At 53.2% G+C, this 21,697-nt stretch carries 17 protein-coding genes; 1 reads left to right on the forward strand and 16 read right to left on the reverse strand.

Going from position 1 to position 21,697, the window contains the following annotated elements:
• Positions 1 to 68 precede the first annotated feature (68 nt).
• From csaB to L1N82_RS11055, 5 genes are all read right to left on the reverse strand, one after another.
• Positions 69 to 1,226, reverse strand: coding sequence for a polysaccharide pyruvyl transferase CsaB (csaB, locus tag L1N82_RS11035; protein WP_235287447.1), 1,158 nt, complete (start codon positions 1,224 to 1,226; stop codon positions 69 to 71).
• A complete protein-coding gene (locus L1N82_RS11040) occupies positions 1,190 to 3,310 on the reverse strand; it encodes a DUF5693 family protein (RefSeq protein ID WP_235287827.1) in 2,121 nt (706 codons plus the stop codon). Before L1N82_RS11040 ends, csaB begins: the two co-directional genes overlap by 37 nt.
• A 21-nt stretch (positions 3,311 to 3,331) precedes the next feature.
• Positions 3,332 to 5,041: a phospho-sugar mutase gene (locus L1N82_RS11045; protein WP_235287448.1), complete on the reverse strand. Its 1,710-nt coding sequence runs from the start codon at positions 5,039 to 5,041 to the stop codon at positions 3,332 to 3,334.
• A gap of 102 nt (positions 5,042 to 5,143) precedes the next feature.
• Positions 5,144 to 5,575: a 3-hydroxyacyl-ACP dehydratase FabZ gene (gene fabZ / locus L1N82_RS11050; protein WP_235287449.1), complete on the reverse strand. Its 432-nt coding sequence runs from the start codon at positions 5,573 to 5,575 to the stop codon at positions 5,144 to 5,146.
• 183 nt (positions 5,576 to 5,758) lie between these two features.
• Positions 5,759 to 6,304 (reverse strand): CDP-alcohol phosphatidyltransferase family protein, encoded by a 546-nt coding sequence (locus L1N82_RS11055; RefSeq protein WP_328284469.1) that lies wholly within the window; start codon positions 6,302 to 6,304, stop codon positions 5,759 to 5,761.
• Positions 6,305 to 6,558: 254 nt separating this feature from the next.
• Between L1N82_RS11055 and L1N82_RS11060 the strand changes: the two genes are divergently transcribed.
• Positions 6,559 to 8,763, forward strand: a complete 2,205-nt coding sequence (locus L1N82_RS11060) for an Ig-like domain-containing protein (RefSeq protein ID WP_235287451.1) — start codon at positions 6,559 to 6,561, stop codon at positions 8,761 to 8,763.
• Positions 8,764 to 8,900: 137 nt separating this feature from the next.
• On the opposite strand, the gene L1N82_RS11065 is transcribed toward L1N82_RS11060, so the two are convergent.
• The 11 genes from L1N82_RS11065 to L1N82_RS11115 form a co-directional block, all read right to left on the reverse strand.
• Complete coding sequence (locus L1N82_RS11065) at positions 8,901 to 9,173, reverse strand: DNA-directed RNA polymerase subunit beta (RefSeq protein WP_235287452.1); 273 nt, start codon at positions 9,171 to 9,173, stop codon at positions 8,901 to 8,903.
• Between the two features lie 19 nt (positions 9,174 to 9,192).
• Entirely contained in the window at positions 9,193 to 10,011 is an 819-nt protein-coding gene (locus L1N82_RS11070; RefSeq protein ID WP_328284470.1) for a flagellar hook-basal body protein, read from the reverse strand.
• A 44-nt stretch (positions 10,012 to 10,055) separates the two neighbouring features.
• On the reverse strand, positions 10,056 to 10,922 hold the full coding sequence (locus tag L1N82_RS11075) for a flagellar hook-basal body protein (RefSeq protein ID WP_235287454.1): 867 nt from the start codon (positions 10,920 to 10,922) through the stop codon (positions 10,056 to 10,058).
• A 172-nt stretch (positions 10,923 to 11,094) separates the two neighbouring features.
• A complete protein-coding gene (gene mreB / locus L1N82_RS11080) occupies positions 11,095 to 12,096 on the reverse strand; it encodes a rod shape-determining protein (protein WP_268821936.1) in 1,002 nt (333 codons plus the stop codon).
• A gap of 127 nt (positions 12,097 to 12,223) precedes the next feature.
• On the reverse strand, positions 12,224 to 12,511 hold the full coding sequence (gene spoIIID, locus L1N82_RS11085; protein ID WP_235287456.1) for a sporulation transcriptional regulator SpoIIID: 288 nt from the start codon (positions 12,509 to 12,511) through the stop codon (positions 12,224 to 12,226).
• A 227-nt stretch (positions 12,512 to 12,738) separates the two neighbouring features.
• Positions 12,739 to 13,476, reverse strand: coding sequence for a M23 family metallopeptidase (locus tag L1N82_RS11090; protein WP_328284471.1), 738 nt, complete (start codon positions 13,474 to 13,476; stop codon positions 12,739 to 12,741).
• A 154-nt stretch (positions 13,477 to 13,630) separates the two neighbouring features.
• Positions 13,631 to 14,752 (reverse strand): stage II sporulation protein D, encoded by a 1,122-nt coding sequence (gene spoIID, locus L1N82_RS11095; protein WP_235287457.1) that lies wholly within the window; start codon positions 14,750 to 14,752, stop codon positions 13,631 to 13,633.
• 214 nt (positions 14,753 to 14,966) lie between these two features.
• Positions 14,967 to 16,382 (reverse strand): UDP-N-acetylglucosamine 1-carboxyvinyltransferase, encoded by a 1,416-nt coding sequence (gene murA / locus L1N82_RS11100; RefSeq protein WP_235287458.1) that lies wholly within the window; start codon positions 16,380 to 16,382, stop codon positions 14,967 to 14,969.
• A 229-nt stretch (positions 16,383 to 16,611) separates the two neighbouring features.
• On the reverse strand, positions 16,612 to 16,857 hold the full coding sequence (locus L1N82_RS11105) for a DUF1146 family protein (protein ID WP_235287459.1): 246 nt from the start codon (positions 16,855 to 16,857) through the stop codon (positions 16,612 to 16,614).
• An 8-nt stretch (positions 16,858 to 16,865) separates the two neighbouring features.
• Complete coding sequence (locus tag L1N82_RS11110; RefSeq protein ID WP_235287460.1) at positions 16,866 to 19,724, reverse strand: S8 family serine peptidase; 2,859 nt, start codon at positions 19,722 to 19,724, stop codon at positions 16,866 to 16,868.
• Between the two features lie 420 nt (positions 19,725 to 20,144).
• Positions 20,145 to 21,695, reverse strand: coding sequence for an NADH-quinone oxidoreductase subunit N (locus L1N82_RS11115; RefSeq protein ID WP_235287461.1), 1,551 nt, complete (start codon positions 21,693 to 21,695; stop codon positions 20,145 to 20,147).
• Positions 21,696 to 21,697 lie beyond the last annotated feature (2 nt).

The raw sequence follows: 21,697 nt of genomic DNA on the forward strand, positions 1-21,697 counted from the left end.
TGTTCGTATCACTCGTTTGTGCTTGTGCCTTACGATCTGTATTTGAGCTCATGTAACGGTTGTCACCTCTATTTATACTGACGCAGGAAGTCCGCGATTTGTTTCGCGGGCCTCTGGGCTTCAGCTATCAGCTTCAGGATCGCATCCCGATGCTTATCCCGCCAGGCAGCCGCGCCGCCAGGGGCCAGCAGCTCCCCCGCCGCGTCTGCGAATGCCTGCTCATCAAGTGCATCAGTCGATCCTACCGGCCGCAGGCCAAGCCGCTTTAGGAAGCTGTCTATCTTCGGATCATACGACAGCCCGAGCATCGGAACCTGCTGGTTAGCCGCGTAGATGAGCGCGTGGAGCCTCATTCCAAAGAGAATATCGCAGCGGCTGACTTCGAGCAGCATCTGCTGGGGATCATCTCCCGGCGCAGCCAGCTCAGCTGTACTGCTTCCGATTGCTCCAAGCCGCTCCATAACGAATTCGGAAGCCATAGCATCATCCGGTGTATGAAAGGGAAGAAAGCGCAGCCTGACCGGATGCTGCCTTGCCAGCAATGCGAGCGCTGAGGCAGCCCGTGTCAAATCAGCACAATCCTTACGCCAATAGCGGAGCGATACACCCACTACCGGAAGCCTTTCGCCGTCTGGCTCAGCCGTCCGGGCGCCACTGCTGCCTGTCTGCTGATCTGCGGCCAGCGGCAGCCCCATAACCGGGTCAGGCACGACCTCGATTCTACCCCGATCCACACCTATATCAGCAAGCAGCCGTGCGGACGCTTCGTCACGAACCGATATATAGCTGGATTTCTTCATCATAGTTCGGATTAGGGGATTCATCCATCCTCTGTTCACCGGACCTATGCCCTGCGAATAGATAAATGTCGGTTTGCCCAGCAGCTGCGCAAGCTTAACAATTCCCGTGTAGTAAGGGATTGTCTTCGCGCTTGTAGCATCCTGCAGCAGGCTGCCTCCGCCGCTGATCAGCCCGTCGCTACTCCGGATTGCTCCCAGAACATCGGAAGGGCGCATCCGGTGAGCGGCTTCTACTCCGTACATCTCTCTGGTCCATGACGGGTCGCATGAAAGCACGATTGGCTTTATATGGATGCCAGCTTGCTCCTGCGCTTCCGCCAGCGCATTAAGTATCGATTTCAGCACGGCCTCATCGCCGCTGTTGCGAAACCCGTAATAACCGGATATAACTAACCGGTACGTCCTGCCTTGAACTTGGGTGCCCATGCCTTCCATACTCCTTCCGCCAGCTGCCATGCTGCAATAAGCAGCAGGCCGATTATCCCGCCAAGACCAAGACCCAGCAGAACTCGGATCAGGGAAATGGCAATCGGTGTGTGGATATGTGCAAATGTATCTACCATGGACAGCTGTCCAATGGAGGCTACAATCATCAATACCCAGGCAGCCCTGTAACGAAGCGACAGGAACAGACCTAGCAGAAATACCGGATGCGCCAGCATAAACTCCTTATTGCGCGGCCGTACACCGAATGTCTCCTCCAGCAGGTTCCGGAAGACCAGCTCAATGCTCGATACTTGGCCCGCATTACCTGTACGGGAGAGATAGTACATGCCCACAACGCCCAGTACACCTGCAACAGCAACCATTAGAACGGTAATATTAAGACCAAGCAGCTTACGCAGGTTGTCCTTGACGGAGTGTCCTGTATACAAGAAGACATACAATGCTGTCAGGCCTATTGGCGCCAGATGCAGCAGGCTTACGCCCCTGAACTGCTCCAGTACAAGGCTGTAAGTGATATTGTTCAGCAGCCCGAACACATAAGCCGCACCCAGAAGAGAGATAACCGCTGTCAGGATATACAGGCTGATAGCCGATACAAGCCGCTTTCCAAACGAAGGGGCATCGAACAGCCACCGGCCGCCAAACAGTCTATCACTGCGGTCTGCAGCCAATGACGGCTGCTCCTCCCACGTGCCGCCAACAATCCGGCGGTCGCCTTCCGTATGCGAGCGAACCCGGCTAAGCGCCCAAATCACCCCTATGGTAGGGGCCGCTATCGAGGCGCCAAGCGCCAGCGCCTGCTCAAGAAGGGACGTCGATAGTACATAGAGACCCGCACTGCCGATCACCCCTAGGATGAACGCAGGCAATGTAAGTATCGGGATAAACAGGCCGATCAGCAGCGCAATGATCGCAATCGCGCCGAGCGCCACAATAGCGCGCAGCACTTTATGCCACGAAGGATATTCATAATCAAAAGGCTGTGCCGGTCCCGGTTCAAAGCCGAGCTCCTTAAGCTGCTCCACCGCACCCTTCTTCTCTGCATCCCCGCCAATTGCCAGATACAAATTCTCCATCGGGTGGGTAATTCCGCCTTTATCCAAGCTTCTGGCAGGGGAAGCATTCATATAGAACATTCGAATATTCCGGTCCTTGGCCGCCAGCTTGAAACGGTCAATAATCGCTTCAGGCGTCATCACTGACGCATCAGAACTGGACAGGGAATAAAGACGCGTAATGTTATAATTCGTCATATACGCCAATTTATTCATGCCGCTCTGAGGATTCTTGAGGTTTTCAATACGCACAAGCCCGATGTTGTGCTGCTTTAGCAGCTCTCCGAAGTGATTCAGGCTCTTCTTATCTGCCTGATCCGTATAGCCGGTAACCTTATCACCATCAAACAGAATTCTTGCAATCCCCAGGTCTGCATAAGACTGAAGAAGCTGACTCATTTCTTCCGGATCGTAAGGTCTGATACGGTCCGACAGACGGGGAAGCACATGGAACCCAGCCTCGAGGATCTTATCAATCGCTACGGGATCCGGCTGCATCGAGCGCAGAGAGGAATTCTCTACTGATGTCTCCAACCGGAGGCCCGGACGTTCTCCGAACGACCAATCACCTACGGAAATGCCTGCCTTCTCAAAGGCGGATCGGATCATCGGAGCATAAGCTGCCTCCGCGTCAGCATCCGCAAACAGAATATAAGTGAAATTCTCGCCCAGCGGGGCCGTTTCACCATTCAAGAGAGCCTGCTGAGCGGAATTATACACGGACAGTCTCCCGCTCCAAACCAGTTCTTCTAGAGTACTCTCAAATACCGCAAGCGTCGTGAAGCCGGCTTCCTTAAGCCTTGCAAGCTGCTCACTTACAAATTCCTGCGGTCTGGCTTGATAGTTCGAGATCAGCAGCAGGTCCCGGTAGTTAAATACATACTCCACATGATTACTGGTCTGCTCCATCTGATGGCGGGAGAAGCCGATCGGCAGCGCTGCGAGCACCCCCAGTATAGTGAGCCCCCACAGCAGCGTCCGCGCCCTGCGGTTCCAATTTTTTAGCATCTGAAACAAGCTGTCCACTCCTTAACCTCTATGATCTACCCGCGCCATGACTTCACTTGTCAGCTTAGAGATTGCAGCGGAAGCTTCCTCTTGCGTCGAACCCCGAACAGCAAAATAAACTTTTATCTTCGGCTCCGTGCCCGAAGGACGCAGGCAGAACCACGAGCCGTCCTCCAGCATATACTTCAGCACATTCTCAGGCGGAAGGCTGTCAATACCCGGAAGGTAGTCAAGCACCTTCGAAACCTTCACCCCGGCCACCTCGGCAGGCGGGTTGCTCCGCCAGTCTTCCATAATGGCGGCGATCTGCGCTACTCCGTCTATACCTTTAAGCGTTCTGGATTCCAGCTGCTCCAGATAGGTGCCGAACTGGGCATAGAGCTCCTGCAGAACTTCATACAGGGTTTTCCCCTTGCTCTTGTAGTAAGCTGCTGCTTCACAGATCAGCATGGAAGCAATCACCGCATCCTTGTCACGGGCATACGTTCCGGCCAGATAGCCGTAGCTCTCTTCGTATCCGAACAGGAACGTCCGCTCACCCGACTGCTCGTATCCGGTCATTTTCTCCCCGATATACTTAAAGCCGGTCAGCGTATTCACAACATCCACGCCAAAATGCCGGGCGATGTCCGCTCCCATCTCACTTGTTACAATCGTCTTTACGACGACACCGTTAGCCGGCAGCCTGCCCTGTTCCTTCAGCTGGCTCAGTACGTAGTAGACCATAAGTGCACCCGACTGGTTGCCGGACAGAACCACATACTCGCCTTCATTATTTTTGACTACTGCGCCCATACGGTCCGCATCAGGGTCGGTTCCGATAATAATGTCAGCTTCCGACTTCTTCGCCAGCTCCATCGCAATGGTGAAGGCTTCACGCTCTTCCGGATTCGGCGACTTGACCGTAGAGAAATATCCGTCAGGCTGCTCCTGCTCGCTGACCACCTGCACATTGCCAAAACCTGCTTGCTTCAATACATTACGAACCGGTAGGTTGCCCGTGCCGTGCAGAGGGGTGAAAATAACGCTCAGTGCGTCGCCCGCTCCGCCTTTCAGCAATTCAGGGTTCAAGCTTTCCGCTGTTACCGCATCTATGTATGCCTGGTCTTCCTTCTCGCCGAGCCACTGGATGAGTCCGGCCGCTTCCGCATCCTTACGGCTCATACGGTGGATTTCCGCGAAGGATTCCACCTTGCTGATATGAGCGATTACCTGCTCCGCATCTGCCGGCACAAGCTGGCAGCCATCCGGTCCGTATACCTTGTAGCCATTGTACTCCGGGGGGTTATGGCTGGCTGTTACAACGATGCCGCTGCTAGCCCCCAGCGCACGCACCGTGAACGACAGCTGCGGAGTCGGACGCAGGCTGGGCCACAAATATGTCGTAATTCCGTTCGCCGCCAGAACCTCTGCCGCAACAAGCGTGAATTCCGGCGAATTATTCCGGGAGTCATGCGCAATCACTACCGACGGCTTCTCACTACGGCTCAGAAGCCAGTTAGCAAGCCCCTGCGTTGCCTTGCCAACCGTATACGCATTCATGCGGTTAGTTCCCGCGCCCATCACGCCGCGCAGTCCGCCTGTACCGAAGGCCAGATCTTTGTAGAAGCGGTCGGCGATCTCCTTCTCGTCCGAGCTTATGCCGCGCAGCTCCTCCTTCGTCGCTTCATCAATCAGCGAGTCCTCTAGCCAGTCCTGATATCTCTTTTGCACATCAACAGTATTTGTCATAATAGCCCACTCCTTATTGTGAATTAAACTACCTCTATCCAAACACCATTTTTTTATCTTTTGAAACCTGTTGAATTATGTAAGTAAGCTTCATCCCTTCGTTTACGAAGGATTGGTCAGGGCAAACATCATTTCGCCTTCACAGACAACCTTGTCTCCGACCATGGCCGTAGCCTGACCCTTGCCGATAGAACCCTTAAGACGCGTAATCTCAACCGTCAGGGTCAATGTGTCACCGGGAACAACCTGTCCCCTGAAGCGCCAGTTATCAATTCCGGCAAACATTGCGATCTTCCCGCGGTTTGCTTCGACCATCAGAATCGACACCGCCCCTACCTGCGCCAGAGCTTCAACAATAAGCACACCTGGCATAACAGGGAAATCAGGGAAGTGGCCGGCGAAATAAGGCTCATTCATCGTGACATTTTTCAGACCGACCGCACGCACGCCCGCTTCGACCTCCAAAATCCGGTCAATCAGCAAAAACGGCTGGCGGTGAGGAATAATTTCCTGAATTTGTTTGATATCCAGCATAGGTTACAGACTCCTTCGGTTATCGTAATGTATAAATTTCATGGTCTACAGAAACAATAGAAACATCCTTTCTGAGCTGCAGATCAGAAGGTTGAGATAGGGAGTTGTCCATCTGGAATCTGAAGCATTCCGGGGGACAGCTCCTTTTCAGTGTGCAGTGTGCAGCAAGACGCTACCCGCATGTTAAGCAGGACCAGAAATATCGCTCCGCTCTTCCTGCGCCTTCCCCTTGTTTACCGCCAAAATCTGCACGACGTACAAAAAGGCCGTCACAAACGAAAAGCCCACCACGCTCCACAGCAGCTGCAATGCATACGGCAAATCGAAGAAAATAAACATAATAGCGGCATAGAGCAGCACTGTCGTTATTTTCCCCATTCGGTTAGCCGGGATCGTACGTTTTCCTTGAAAATGAAACAGAGCCGAACCCGCGATTAGTCCCGCATCCCGGATAATCAGCGCAAGGGCAGCACTCCACGGAATGTGCTCGTACAGAACAAGCGAGCCGAAAACGGTCAGCAGCATCAGCTTGTCCGCAAGCGGGTCCAGAAGAGCGCCTGCAGACGTGACCAATCCTCTCGAACGCGCAATATAGCCGTCAAGCACGTCAGTGATTCCAGCAGCTGCAACGACCAGAAAGGCCGGTATGAGATGTCCCTTCAGGAAGATTACCACATAAACGGGAATAAGCAGGAAGCGGACTCCGGTAAGCATGTTTGGGAGGTTCAAACGTCTCCTCTCCTTTTTTCTGTCTATGGAGCCGTTTATCCGAGTTCCTTCATCATTATACCTCTACCCCGTGAAAAAAAAAACCATTGTTCTCTCTCCTCCACGCAGCCGCTAACCCTTGACTGGCAAGGGTTTTACGTATTTACGCTCAAAAACTTCTGTTCTCCCGTATCCAAAATTTGTTATGAAATCTTCATTTTTATACCAGATTATCCGTTATTAATAGATAGAAACCCATCGACCAGGAGGTTCATATGCACGACTTATCTATTATTTCCAATACCGGTACCAGAAAAAGTAAACGCCCTTGGCATTTGTCCGCTTTCCTCGCATTGGTTATGATCAGCCAGCTGCTTGCCGGTGTTGCCGCCGCTGCAGAGACAGTGGATTCCATTGCCTTCGAGACCGTACCTGCCCCTCTCTCCCTCTATGTAGGAGACGATGCGTATCAGCTTAAGGTTTGGGCGAATATCTCGGGCGGCACAACCACGACCCGCGATGTTACAGGGGATGCCACCTGGACTTCTTCCAACAGCTCGGTTGTAAAAGTGACCAAGGGTCTGCTTACGCCAGCGGGTGAAGGCAGCGCCACTGTTACAGTTAAATATCAGACTGCCGCGGCTATTTCGCTTCAAGTGAAGGTGCTATACCAATATGACAAGGTGGAAATACGCTCCGGGGGCTCAGTTCTAACAAACGAACAGCATGTTAAGCTAGGTGAGACTCTGTCGCTAAATCTGTCGGCTTATCAAGGGAGCACCTCCACAGATGTTACCGCTGATGCGGCTTGGAGCTCGTCCAGCAGCTCTGTAGCAACAGTGGACGCAGATGGCGACGTTACACTGCTGGCCGCTGGTACAGCCGTTATCACGGGCTCCTATAAGGGCCGCAGCAGCAGTGTAACACTGAAGGTAACTAGCCCTTACAGCTCGATTAGCGTCTCTCCTGGACAACTGGTCGAGCTTAAGGTTGGAGACGACGATAAACTAATTACCGCTACAGCAGTCCGCACAACCGGCGGCAGCGAGAACGTGACCGCTGATGCTGCCTGGCATTCGGGTAATACGGCTGTCGCAACGACTGACAAGGGAGCGGTACGCCCTGTGGGTGCGGGAACAACAACCATCACAGTATCTCACCTGGGAGTTTCCAAGACGATCACTGTTGTTGTGCGCCCCTCCCACCAGGCGATGAAGCTTTCGAGGGATTCCGCACTGCACATGATCGTTACCGATGCTCCTGAAGCCTTGACCGCATTTGTACTTGATGATGCCGACAAGGCCCCTGAGGATGTCACTTCACGGGCCGAATGGACTTCCTCCAACGTATATACCGCCACCGTATCCGGCGGCGTTGTCACACCTAAGGCAGCAGGAACAACTAAGATTACCGTTACGTATAAAGGCTTATCCCGCTCGCTGAATGTTACCGTGTACCCGAGCCTGACAGAAATCAAGACCGGTGAGGATGCAATTAACGGTTTCATTGAAGGCAGCGGTTCTCTCCCCAAGGTTCAGGGGGTTACAATCGCTGAGGAGACGATCGATGTCTCATCGCTTGTTACCTGGACATCCAGCAAGCCCGGAGTTGTCGAGGCCGAGAACGGCAAATGGGTCGCGAAGAGTACCGGCGATGCGATCCTGACCGCATCGGCAGGCGGCAAGTCAATTGAAGTAAACATTGTAATCCATGAGAAGCCGCTGGCGCTGCTCAGTGAGTCAAATCAAATGAGCATTGTGCTCGGCAAGGAGACCGAGCTTCCGGCTCTGCGGATGATGTATGAGAATGGAGTAGAGGAAGAGGACCTGGCGGACAAGGTGACATGGAAGAGCTCCTCGCCCAACCTGCTCATCAGGAACGGCAAGATCAAAGGGCTTCTGGCGTCTAACGCAACCCTTACGGCATCCTATCTGGGCAAGAGTGTTTCCATTAAAGTCACCATAGAGCAGGAAATTACCAAGCTCGCAGCCCAGCCTGTTTCCGTGACGCTTAACCCCGGGAAGAGCAAATCCGTTAAAGTAATCGGCTATTATAAGGATGGCAGCAAGGTTTCGCTGGCTTCCAAGATCAATTGGTCTTCCGGTAATGAGAATATCTTTACGGTTAAAGGTTCGACAATCAAGGCCATAGCGGCGGGAAGCAGCAAGCTCACCGGAACTTACCAGGGCAAGACGGTAACCGTTAATGTAACAGTTGTACCCAAGCTGAAAAAGCTTACTGCATCATCTGCTTCCATTAAGCTGGCACCAGGTGCTGTATCAAGTGTCTCGGTGACTGCTCTGCTGGATACCGGAACAATCGTCAGTCTTAATGTTACGGAAACAGCTGCCTGGAGCAGTTCCAACACCAAGGTGGCCACGGTCACGGACGGCAAGATTACAGCTGTCGGCAAAGGCAGTGCCAGGATTAAAGCCGTTTATGAAGGTAAGAGCGTAAGCGTACGGGTTTCAGTTAAATAGAGATAACCGCCTCAACTAACTAATGGAGGGCTGTCTCCCCGGATGAAGATGAAATTCATCCGGGAGGCAGCCCTCGCTCTTAGGTATCTATATAGTAAAGCCGTGCACCAACAAGCGGTGCACGGCTTTACTATAGGCTATTCATTAGAGAATATAAGATCATACATGTGCTTCCACGTCTCCCACTTCCATACATCCTCAGCAGGACCTTTACCAAGCAGCACATATCCGGCGTACAAGCCTCCGACCAGAGCCACCAGCATCAACAGAGGGACAATGCTCTTGCGGAGCAGCCATAGTACTATCCGGGTGCCTGAAGGCCTTGCGGAAGAGCTTGGAGCCGCTTCGCCCTCTTTTACCTGATCCGCTACTCGTTCCTGTTCGCGTTCAGGGGTTCTTGCCGTTGTCATTGCACAATCATCCTATTCCTCAAGCACGGAGGTTATTCGCCAAGCCCATCATGGTATCGCTGGACGATAACGCACGCGCGCTCATTTGATATGCCCGCTGTACAATCATCAGTTCGGACATCTCCTGGGTCATATCCACATTGGACTGCTCCAGGAAGCCCTGCATAACGCGAACATCGTTCGTATCAGCCGGTAGAATTCGCTGCACAACCTGATCGGCATCCGTACCATCCGCTATGACGTACAGATTGTCGGCGGTCGCGGTAAGCGAGCCAGGCTTAACCGGCTCTACCAGCTTGAGCTGACCCAGATTGTTAACGGTATTCCCATCCGGGGATACTGCTTGAATATTACCATAAGCGTCTACCCGAGCGGAATAGCCCGCCGGTACAACGATCCGCCCTTCACCAGCAGGCGTTTGCGCGATAACCGGGTATCCGTCTGCTGTTGTCAGCACCTGCTCATTGTTGCGGTCAATGGACAGCTGGAATGAGCCGCTGCGCGTGTACGCACGGTTACCCTGGTCATCCACCGCAACCTCAAACAAAGCGCTTCCCTGAATAGCGAAGTCATAGGCATTGCCTGTCTGCTGCACAGTGCCCTGCGTCATGTCCGGCTGTATAGCAGATAGCCGCGAGCCCCATCCTACATTATACCCGAGCGGCGTCAGCCGTACCGGCTGTTCGAAAGCCTGCTCCTGCTGCTTCACGTTTGTCAACAGATCTTGAAAGGTTGAATCCTTGCGCTTATAACCGGCTGTATTCGCATTCGCGATATTATCAGAAATCATATCAAGCTTCTGCTGCAAACCGCCCATCGATACCATAGCGTTAATCATCGAATTGTTCAATGTGTATTCTCCCTTCCTATGCCGTTACCCCGTTAGACGCGGCCGATCTCGTTGACCGCCTTCTCAAGGCTCTTATCATAAAATTGTATCATCTTCTGGTTGGTCTCATAGGCGCGCTGAGCCGACATCAAGTCGACCATCGCTTGGGCAGTATCCACATTAGAACGCTCGGTGTAGCCTTGGCGTACTTCGAAGCGGTCTTCTCCGTTAACCGGTCTGACCAGGCCTTCTTCGCCATCAAAACGGAACTTCCCGTTTCCTTCCCGAACCAGCTTGTTCGGATTCTCGATACGGGATACCAGGAGCTGCCGGCCCGTCGGGTTTCCAGTTGCCGTATCAATAAAGTTAAGATCCTTTGAGAGATAAAGTCCTTCTAGAGAGGTCCCCGGCTCGAATTGAACCGGCTGATTGTCGGCCCCGAGCACATTAGAGCCGTCGGATGTGACCAGGAATCCCTGGTCATTCAGATGGAACGAGCCATCACGTGTATATTTCACTTCTCCGCCGCGGTCCTGTACCGTAAAGAATGCCTGCGGCTGAAACGTAACCGTACCATCAGGAGCAACATACTTGCCGGAAGCGTCGAACGCCATGCCGGGCACAGCGAGATCGGACACAAGGGCAAAATCAGAGACTCGTCCCGTATTGGATAAGTCACCCTGCAAATGAATGGACAAGCTTTCTTCCGCAAAAACCCCCGTATGGATCGAGCCGATCGATTTGGGCTGTTCGCCCTTAACGCCGCTGAGCTCAAGAAGCATTTCTGGGAAAGATCTGGAAACCGAATTGACCTGCTTGTAGCCAGGCGTATTTGCATTCGAGATGTTGTTGGTTACTGTATCATGGCGGCGCTGCTGGGTAACCATACCTGCTGCTGCCGTGTATAATCCGCGAAGCATAAATGACCTCCTGCGGCTGCCCGGCTCCGCTGCCGGCTAATCAGCCTTCTCAGTATACATGTCTATATTAGTTATCGGTCAGAAGGCTGTTACTTTTAATAGGCCGGGACCCTGTCTTAAGCACCATTCCTGCTGCCGGCGTATCCCCCCAGATACCCGGCACAGAATTTGGTTAGAATAATTTCTTGGCGGACACCTTGTCCAGGTTGTCAAGCATAATTCCCGTGCCCTTGACAACACACAGCATAGGGTCTTCCGCAATCAGAACCGGAACCTTCAGCTCCTCCGCGAGCAGAGTATCCAGCCCGTCCAGCAGCGCGCCGCCGCCAGTAACAATAACACCACGATCTATTATATCAGCAGACAATTCAGGCGGCGTCCGCTCCAATACAGACTTGGCAGCTTGTACGATCAGGGATACTGAGTCACTCAGCGCTTCCTGTATTTCCTCTGAACGAATCGTAACCGTAATAGGGAGCCCTGTGACCATGTCACGACCCCTGATATCCATCAATTCGCTGCGTCCGCCCGGATAGACGGTACCGATCCGCATCTTGATTTCCTCACTGGTCCGCTCACCGATCAGAAGCTTGTACTTGTTCTTGATGTACTTCATAATCTCTGAGTCGAACTTGTCCCCCGCGACCTTAATAGAAGAGGCCGTCACAACGTCACCCATGGACAGAACGGCAACGTCCGTTGTGCCGCCGCCGATATCAACGACCATATTGCCGCTGGGCTGGAAAATATCCATTCCAGCCCCGATCGCGGCAGCTTTCGGCTCTTCTTCAAGAAACACTTCACGGGCTCCGCTTCGTTCCGCAGCCTCACGGATCGCCTTCTGCTCGACGGATGTGATGTTCGTCGGCGCGCAGATCAAAATCCGCGGCCGGCTGTACCAGTTGCGGCCGCCCACCCGATCAATAAACTGCTTAAGCATAATTTCCGTAATCTCAAAATCCGCGATCACTCCGTCCTTCAACGGACGGATGGCCACAATGTTGCCAGGAGTCCGTCCAACCATACGGTGAGCTTCTTCACCGACCGCCAGCACACGCTTAGAATCACTTTCGATCGCTACGACCGAAGGTTCATCGAGCACGACTCCTTTCCCTTTCACATGAATGGATACGTTCGCCGTACCGAGGTCGATTCCGATATCCTTGCTCAACATAAGTCTTAAGTCCCCCAACACCGTGATAAATTAAGCGGCCGGCAGAAGCCCCCGCAGCCGAGAAAATTCTCTGAACCATAACATTCGCTGTTCTGGACGAAAATCCTCTATTTTTGTAGAAAAAAGGTCAGGATTTTCCGGCTGTGAGCACTTCCTTTTTCTTGCTCGGCGTTTTCTTATATTTGATCTTCGTTGCTTCGCCTCCTCTGAGATGCCTGATTGATTTGTGGTATTCGAGAATGTGCTTTACCTGATCAGCCAAATCAGGGTTGATTTCCGGCAAGCGTTCGGTCAGATCCTTATGAACCGTGCTTTTTGAGACACCGAATTCTTTGGCAATGGTCCGAACGGTATTTTTCGTTTCTACGATGCACCGACCGATTTTTATCGTCCGTTCCTTGATGTAATCATGCACGTTCCCGCCTCCCAACTCGAGATAGATTGGTACATTATATGAGGGGAGCAGGCATATATTCTTTGTGTCCAAGCGTGACAAGCCGATTCGTGCAAATATTTTCACACATCCGTACCGGACGACATTCCGGCAGCCCTTCTTTTAAATGCTGGCTCGTGCCAATAAGCAAAGAGCAGGGATTTCTCCCTGCTCGCATTATGATTCAGATCTGTCTTTGGGTAAGCTGCCTATTCTTCGAGGAGAATGGCCGGATTGATTGGAGAGCCGTTCTCGCGGACTTCGAAATGCACATGAACCCCAAGATCCTTCTCCAGCTCATTCTGGCCCGCTTTGGCGATTAGATCTCCCTGCTTAACCTGGTCGCCTTCCTTAACCTGAACCTCGCTCAGGCTTTGGTATACGGTTACGAGCCCGCCTTCATGCGTTATTTCTACAAAGTCGCCGTTGGTGGGGTGACTGTCGGCCATAGTAACCGTACCGCTCATAGCTGCTGCTACATCAAAGGTGCTGTTATCCGGCTTGGCCAGATCGATACCCATATGCGGGTAATACGTTGAGCCTGATACAACCATTGCCTTTTCGCGCTCATCCGCAGAGGCTGCAGCGTCGTAGAACCCGAGAACCGTTTCGATTCCTTCCCGGTCAGCTACAGGCCACTGAAGAGCCTCATTGCTCGTTGTTACCGGAACGCTGTCTTCGCCAGTTTCAGCCTCTAATTGATCACCGACGTTCTCGCTGACCCCAGCCGGATCGGTAATCTCGGATGTCGTAACTGCCTTGTCCGTCCCCTGGTAGACCCACATTAACGTTACGATGATTGCCGCGGCGGCCATAAATGCTGCTGGAGATACCCATTTCTTGGACAGGAACCTCTTCCATGCAGACGGCCCGGCGGCTTTGCTACCCCGATTCATTTTTGGGGCTTCTTCAGATGATTGGTTCATTTTCTCTTGATCATTCATCATCTCTCATCACCTCACTAGCCATTGTTGCCAGATGCCTGTCTTTTATACGTGAGGTGATAGCTAATTTTACAGATTGGTATCTTCCCGCTTTTCTCAGGCCCCATACAGGATCTGCACCGGTATGCACCAGGATGCGCCCGTATAATCTATCGGATCAGGAAGACTGAGGAAGCTTCGAAGCTTGCTCAATACGGACATCCGTATAATAGTGGGCGATAATGTCGGCTGCTCTCTTGCCCTCTTTGGCTAGCGCATTGGCTCCCCACTGGCTCATTCCGACTCCATGCCCGTAACCGTACGTTGTAATGCGAATATGATCCCTGCTTACCGTCCAGGAGAACGCAGAGGACCTTAGCCCCAGCTTCTCTCGAACCTCCCGTCCTGTAAAAGCTTTCCCGCCGATCATGACCTCCTTGACCCGGTGGCCGTCTGTCCTGCTGATGACCTGCATGGCAAGTCCGGCGTCCTGGCCAAGCCCGAGCTTGCGGCGTGCATCGCTGTGAGAGAGCTCAACCGTATCCTTATAGCGCGGCGATAGCTGCTTGTCCCAGGGACTGGCCACGCTGCGCAGGTACGGGAGGGCAAGACCCCAATAATCCTCCGAGTTTTCCGTGTAGCCATTGCTGGTTGAGAAGAACGCCGCCTGGATCGGCTCTCCCTTGTACGTGATAATGAGATTAGCGGTCTCCTCGACTGCCTGCCCGATACGTGCCAGCTTCTCCTTCGCCTTACCGTCGGTCCACAGTTCGTCGAGCCGCTCCAATGGGATATAAACCTGATCATCTGTCGTATCACTGACAAGCGGTTCATCCGACTGTCCACTATGCAGCAGCTTTCGGACAACATATGTCCTGGCGGCAATCGCCTGCGCCTTCAATGCTTCCATCTCGAAATCAGCCGGCATTTCCCCCGCAACTACGCCCCGGACATACCACTCCAGCGGTACAGTCTCTACTTTGTTGTCATGATTCAGCTTGACTCCGATCTGTACGCCTCTGGTAAAAGCGGATAGAGACCCGTCGCTTGCCGGTCTTGAGTGGCCACCGGACTTCTTCGCCTGTCCGTTCCCAGGCACTGTCTGACTCTCTCTCTCCTGCTCGTATTCTTGCCCCAGAGCAGCAACCCCTCCTCTGTCATCCGTCTGTTCCTTAGGCTGCATTCTCTCCGGCAGTACGCTTAGGCAGACAATTAACATACCGGCCGCGAAGCAGCACCACCACAAGGTATGCCCAGCCTTCATTCCCGGGCCGCGCTTGACCGGTTGCTTGTGCTTCATCCGCTTCTTCCCTCTCCTCCATGGTCCAGCATATGGAATCTCGTAATCGTCATGTAGTACATCCTATGAGCAGAATTGGTAGAATAGCACTCCAGGGCAGCACGTTAAGAAAAGATGAAAATAAAAAAACCGCTGCACTGGCGAGAGGCTTATTCAGCCTTTCATCAGAACAACGGTTTTTTAACTAATTGCTGCTAGCTGCGCTTCCGGGCCACTATGCCCAGGTTGGCTGTACTTTAAGGATCTTCAAATCCTTATCACGTGCAAAGGCAGTCTCTGCAATCTTCGCATCATCAGCCTGCTCTTCCAGCTCCAAAGCTGCAGTAACGGCCGCTACTGCCTGAGCCGCTTCGGTCGTTTCAACCGGAACAGGCTCTTCGCGTATAATATCAGCCCCGAGTGCCGCAAGCTTCTGAGTAATATTAACATAGCCGCGGTCGATATGATGCGTGCCCGTAATTTCGGATACGCCCTCTGCCCGCAGAGCGGCACAGATAAGCGCAGCACCTGCGCGAAGATCGGTGGCGCATACTTTCGCGCCTACAAGGCCTGTTCCGCCTGAAACAATTGCCGTTCGTCCTTCTACCTTAATCTGACCGCGCAGTTTCTTGAACTCCTCCACGTGCATGAAGCGATTTTCGAATACCGTTTCCGTCACAACGCTGGTTCCTTCCGAAACCATCAGCAGCGCCATCATCTGCGACTGCATATCGGTTGGAAATCCAGGGTGAGGAAGCGTCTTGACATCGACAGCACGCAGCTGCCCGGAGGCGGTTACGCGGATTCCATTCTCACACTCTTCAATTCCTACACCCATCTCTTCCAGCTTCGATATGACCGGAGCCAGATGATCGGCAATCGCATTCTCAATATATACATCGCCACCCGTAATGGCAGCAGCCACCATATAAGTGCCTGCCTCAACCCGGTCCGGGATTACCGTATGTACCGCTCCATGGAGCGACTCTACACCCTCTATCCGGATCATGCCGGTGCCCGCTCCGCGAACGACAGCACCCATGCTGTTCAGGTAATTCGCCAGATCAACGATCTCCGGCTCCTTGGCAGCATTTTCGATTGTCGTGGTGCCCTCTGCAAGCGTGGCTGCCATCATGATGTTCTGGGTAGCGCCTACACTGGCAACATCCAGATAAATTTTGGCGCCCTTCAGCCGGCTGCCCTTCCTGCTGGCTTCTATGAAGCCTTGCCCAAGTGTTATATCGGCGCCCATCGCCTCAAAGCCCTTCAAATGCTGATCGATCGGACGTGTACCGATGGCACAACCGCCTGGCAGCGAAATCCGGGCACAGCCCATCCTTGCCAGCAGTGGTCCCATAACCAAAAACGATGCGCGCATCTTACGCACCAGATCATAGGGGGCCTCGTATGAATGCAGTTGTTCCGCGTTTAATCGTACTGAATCGTTATCAAATGTAACTTCGGTGCCAAGAGAAGCCAGCACCTGATGAATCGTAATCACATCGTCAAGAAGAGGAACGTCATGAATGACACTCTCGCCTTCATCTGCCAATAAGGATGCCGCGAGTATCGGTAGCACGGAATTTTTTGCACCATGTACACGTACCGTACCCGATAGTCGCCGACCACCGCGGACGATTATTTTACTCATCTTTGGTCCCCCCGCGCGCTGTAGTTTCACTTACCACTTTGTGAATAATTTGGGATCTATCCCGTCCGATACCCATTAGACATCTTAACATTACCCTACACAAATCGACAAGCGTTATTTTCTGTGGTATCATAGCCAGTTAAAATTCCTGTTCCTGCCATAGCTTTCGTGCGATTTCACTGTTTTCGGTCCGTCATGTACTACCCATTGTTGACATGTTTCGTCCCGGTTATTCGACAATGTACCGGAGCAGCTGAGACCAGTTCCAGTAATCCAGAATAAACCTGGCGAACAAGTGTCCCATTATGACGGCAAGCATAATCTGCAGCAGCTTCGCCTGACCGCTCTTGGGACGCTTCAGAAAAGCCTCAAGCTTAACCTCCTGAATAACAACCCAGGCAAGATAGATACTAAGCAAGGTTACAATAATGGATAACAATCCGGTTACCCCAAGCGGTGTAAATGATTCCGCCATCCTGTCCTTCAACCCCTTCTGGCGAGCGCTCTGTAAACCATCGTGGCGAATTCCGCACGGCTGGCCGTTCCGTTAGGCTTAACCGCAAGGCCCGGATATCCGCCAATTACCCCGTCCGCGTGCATTCGAACCAGCATACCTGCTGCCCAGTGATCCGGACTCAGGTCCGAAAACGGCTCCATCACCGTCATGACCGGCTTGCTTCCGAGCGCCCTCCCAAGCATAACCGCAACCTCTGCTCTGGTTACTGCCCGCGAAGGATCAAACCTGCCATCCGGAAGCCCGGACACATAGCCGGCCCTGGATGCTTGCCTGATCAGCGAAGACGCCCAATGATCCTTGCCGACATCTTTGAACTCAGATACTGGCGCAAGGTTATTGTCCGCACCGAATGCGCGGACAATAACCGCAGCTGCTTCTGCCCGGGTAATGGAACGGTCGGGGCTGAACCTGTATTCTCCCAGACCGCTAACTACTGATTTATGGCTGAGTGAAGCGATCGCCGTCTCCGCCCAGTGGCCTTCTATATCCCGAAAGCCTGCCACTAGTTTATCGGCAGTCATGGTGAATTTGTAAAGACTTTCCGCAAAAGGCCGGTCTGCGGTCAGTTTTACATAGTATGTTCCCGCCTGCAGCAGCTGATTGGTCACGAGTGACCGCTTGCCGGGCTCTGACTTCGTACTGAATACGAGCTTCTGCCTCTTGTCATAGCCTTCTATTCTCATCTCCCTGTTACTCGGGAAATCATCCAGCCGGAGCGTCACGATATGCGTACCATCCAACCTCAACTGGTACCAATCCTGATCCTCCAAGCTATCTATAACACCCTTATAGTTCGTTCTAGGATTCAGGACAGTAGACGAGTAATACTCGTCGTTCGGTTCATTCGGATCCTCGAACCGGGTTTCAACTTCAAGTTTTAACGTGTAGGTTCCAGTAACCGGGCTTGCCTCGGCTGCAGCGGCATTATGCACACGGATGTAATATTTCCCGGGCTTAACGGCGATGGCACCCGATTGTTCAGCCTCTCCGTCCCCCTTCTCATCGTAAAGCGCTTCACGTTCACCAGCCCGTTGAATCATAAATGCCGGGTCAATCCGCGCAGTGTCTGTAGCGACATTAACCCTTATGGTGCCTGCTTTGTCCAACGTAACGGAGTACCAGTCCCGGTCACCCTTCTGATGAAAGGTGCCGGTCAGAGTCTGGGTAACGGGGGACAAGGTATAGGCCTCATACGGCTTGTCATTCTTCTCATAGGCATCGGCAGCAGGCTTCATCTGTGCGGATAACTGGTAGGGCAGGACGGTCTTCTTGCCCGAATCGGCCAGCCTGACCTCCAAATAGGCAATTCCCTGCCTGACCGGCCACTCCATGGTTCGATCCGAGATCCGCACGTCAGCTTCCTGCGCCTGCCGGCTGTCATCATGAAGGATGATCCGGACCGGGGGCATAGCAGCGTCCTCCTCCCGGGTTCCCTTGAAGCGGACATGCAGGATACCATCCTGCTTAAGGTTCAGCTTATACCAATCCGCATCTGTACCGCCTGTCAAGCGCGCCGGTCTCATCTTGCCCAGCGGAAGCATCCCCGCCGTACGCCGGGTATCATTAGGCTCGAAGCCGTCGACTGTCAGCTTGGCAGCAAGCAGGTCGCCGATTTGAAGCAGCCCGTAGCCCGACCAGTCATCTCTGCCTTTGGCGCCGATATCCTTGGCACTTTGCCTAAGCTGCTCCCTAATCTGGTAAGGTTTAAGCTCCGGTGATGCCGCCCACAGCAGCGCAGCGGCAGCGGCAACCTGAGGAGCCGCCATGGAAGTGCCCTGATCACGTTTATAACCGCCGCCGAGTGCTGTAGTATACACCTGCCAAGGCGCAGCGATGTCTACTTCCGGACCCGGGTTAGAGCGTTTTTCCGGCGCGCCTGAAGCTGTGACACCGGCAACAGCCACCACTGTCGGGTATGCCGCAGGATACTTGACGGCGGCCCGGCTGCCGAGCAGCTGGCCGTCATTGCCGCTGGCGGCGACCAGCAGCACGCCCTTGCTTTCCGCATAGTCTACAATGTCAGCCATATACGGCGAGTGGCGGTACAACCCTACCGACAAAACAACAATCTTTGCGCCATTATTGACGGCGTATAGAATGGCCTCGCCGAGCCGATCCTCCTCTCCCTGTCCCTTGCTGTCCAGAGCCTTGATCGGCATCAGCTTTGCCTTCCACAGTACGCCAGTTATGCCTTTTGAATTGTTCCCCACCGCAGCAAGAACACCGGCCACAAGCGTACCGTGACCATTGTCATCTGCCGGAGGTTTTCCTTTACTTACCAAATTTATACCTTCCACGAGGTTATCCTTCAAGTCAGGATGGTTCAAATCCACCCCGGTATCAATAAGCGCAATCTTGAAGTCAGTCTGCTCCCTCGCTACCCTCCAAGCCTTGTCGGCTCCAATCTGTTTCAGATACCTCTGCTGATCATAAATCGGGTCATTCGGAACGGCATCGTCTGCGGATGAGGGAGAAGACAGCAGTCCCACCGCCCCATTCGGGTGCACATACTCTACCTCGGGCATCGCCGCAAGGATACCCAGCCACTTGTCCGTGTCCATACCCGGTGACGGGCGAACGATACTGATTCCCGCCTCCGGCTGGCTGCCGAGCATGACGGTGAACGGCAGCGCATCCCCGCCCTTCGTCTTAGCGCCGTGCCATTTTACCAGCCAGGTTGGAAATTCAGCTGTTTGCGTTCCCAGCAGGCTGTCTGCGTAGGCATGGCGGTAGCTTCCCGTCTGGAGATGGTGTGGACTTACAGCCGTCCAGGCCAGTAAGAGTGCGAGCACGGACAGAACGAAGCAGGGGCGTGCGCCTCTCACACGTCCCGTTCGACTCGACTGACGCCGCCAGTCTGCCTGTTGTAAACTGCTTTGTCGGTTATCTTGTAAGGTTCCGTTAGTCATAGCGATTCAGCCTTTTCAACCATAAATATCTCATCCGTAATCTTTTCGACTTCAGCAGCCGTGATTCCTCTATTTGTCTCCTTATTTCACCGGAGGGGCGCAAATTTTTCTGTGCCCGCATGCTGTAATATACGAGCGGATTACAAATTTAAACCTAAAGATTTTATATGACCTGCGGGAGCCCCTTATAACAGGAAAGCCCGGATGCCCCCTAACCGCTTAGGTTAAGCATCCAGGCTTCAATCATTAATACCCAGTCTCCAAATTAAAATTACCAGTTTAGTAAAAATAATTACCATTTTATCAGCTGGACAGGACTTCCGTCTCATCCGGACATTATCCAAGAAGAATATCACGTAGGACCGATATCGTACTGTCCATCCAGTTCATCGCGAGACCTGGGAACAAGCCCAGCGTGATGGTAGCGGACACACACACCCATATCGTCAGCCCCGAACCTAATGGCATAGGAATACGACGCTCGGTCTCCCCTGCACGCATGAACATCTGACGGATAATAGCGAAGTAGAAGTAATAGGAAATAACACTGCTCAGCAGCATGATCCCTGCCAGCCAGTAATCTGAAGATTTAATAGAGCTCAATAAAATAAACAGCTTGCCAAGGAACCCTGCTGTCAGCGGAATACCCGCAAGGGACAATAACAGGATGACCATCGCCCAAGCCGTCCAGGGCGCCCTGTAATAGAGCCCCGCGTAACCGCTCATTTCGTCATGCCCCGCCTCCCGGCTGATCACAAGGTGAACGGTAAAGACACCAGTTGCCATCAACGCATACGCAATCAGGTAAAAACCCAGTTCAGCAGCGTTGCTCCACTGCACGAAGCCGCCCACCCCTACCGCTAGCGGAACCAGCATGTAGCCCGTATTGGCCGTACCTGACAGAGCCAGAAGACGCTTCATATTACGCTGCCTAAGAGCCGCCGTCGTTCCCGCAATCATCGCGGAACCGGCCAGCAGCTTTAAGGCCAGCAGGATATCTTCACCAAACGGCGTCTGCATCTGAGGCAGCGCCGTGTTAAACAAGAAGCGCAGGAGGGCAGCCAGGAATGCCCCCTTCGTGACCACCGCGAGAAATGCGGTCACAGATGCGGGCGCACCCTGATACACATCCGGCGCCCAGGCATGGAAAGGGAAAGCCGCGAGCTTAACGGCAAAGCCGCCGATCAGGAAGAAGAACCCCACATATACCAGTGCCTCATAATCTGACAAAGCGCGGGTTAAAGCCCCTCCTATTGCTCCATAGTTCGTCGATCCGGTCACACCGTAAATATAGGACATGCCAAACAATATAAACGCCGACGAAATCCCGCCCATAACCAGGTATTTAAATGCCCCCTCCTGGGAGCGTCCAGACCATTTACGGATGCCAACCAGTACATAGGTCGATATGCTGAGCAGCTCAAGACCGACGAACAATGTGATTAGATCACCCGTGGAACACATTACTAGCGCCCCCGCTGCAGCAGGGAGCATCAGCGTGTAGGCTTCCCCTTTATCCGTTACCTTTTCATCCCGCTGAACGGCGCGTATGCCCGGAAGGATAATCAGGGCCGAAGCGCCAAGAAGAATGATTTTGAAGACACTGGCATAGCCATCAACACGATAGCTGTCGCCCAGTAACCTGACTACACCGGGTCCTGCTCCATCCCCTGTCCCGCCCAGCTGCAACATATGCCAGCAGACGAAGCCAAGGGAGCCAAGTATACCCAGGAGAGTAAACCATCCTGTAAAGGCACGGTTAATCCGGTCAGGCAGCGCCAGATCGAGAAGCGTGACCAGAACCGCCATTGCAATCAGCGTGATTTCGGGGGCGAGGTAGCCCACGTCCTGCCAGGTTAAACCCTGCAGCAAGTCTGTGCTTGTCATGT

The sequence above is a fragment of the Paenibacillus tarimensis genome, assembly GCF_021532315.1.
GTDB lineage: Bacteria > Bacillota > Bacilli > Paenibacillales > Paenibacillaceae > Paenibacillus_I > Paenibacillus_I tarimensis.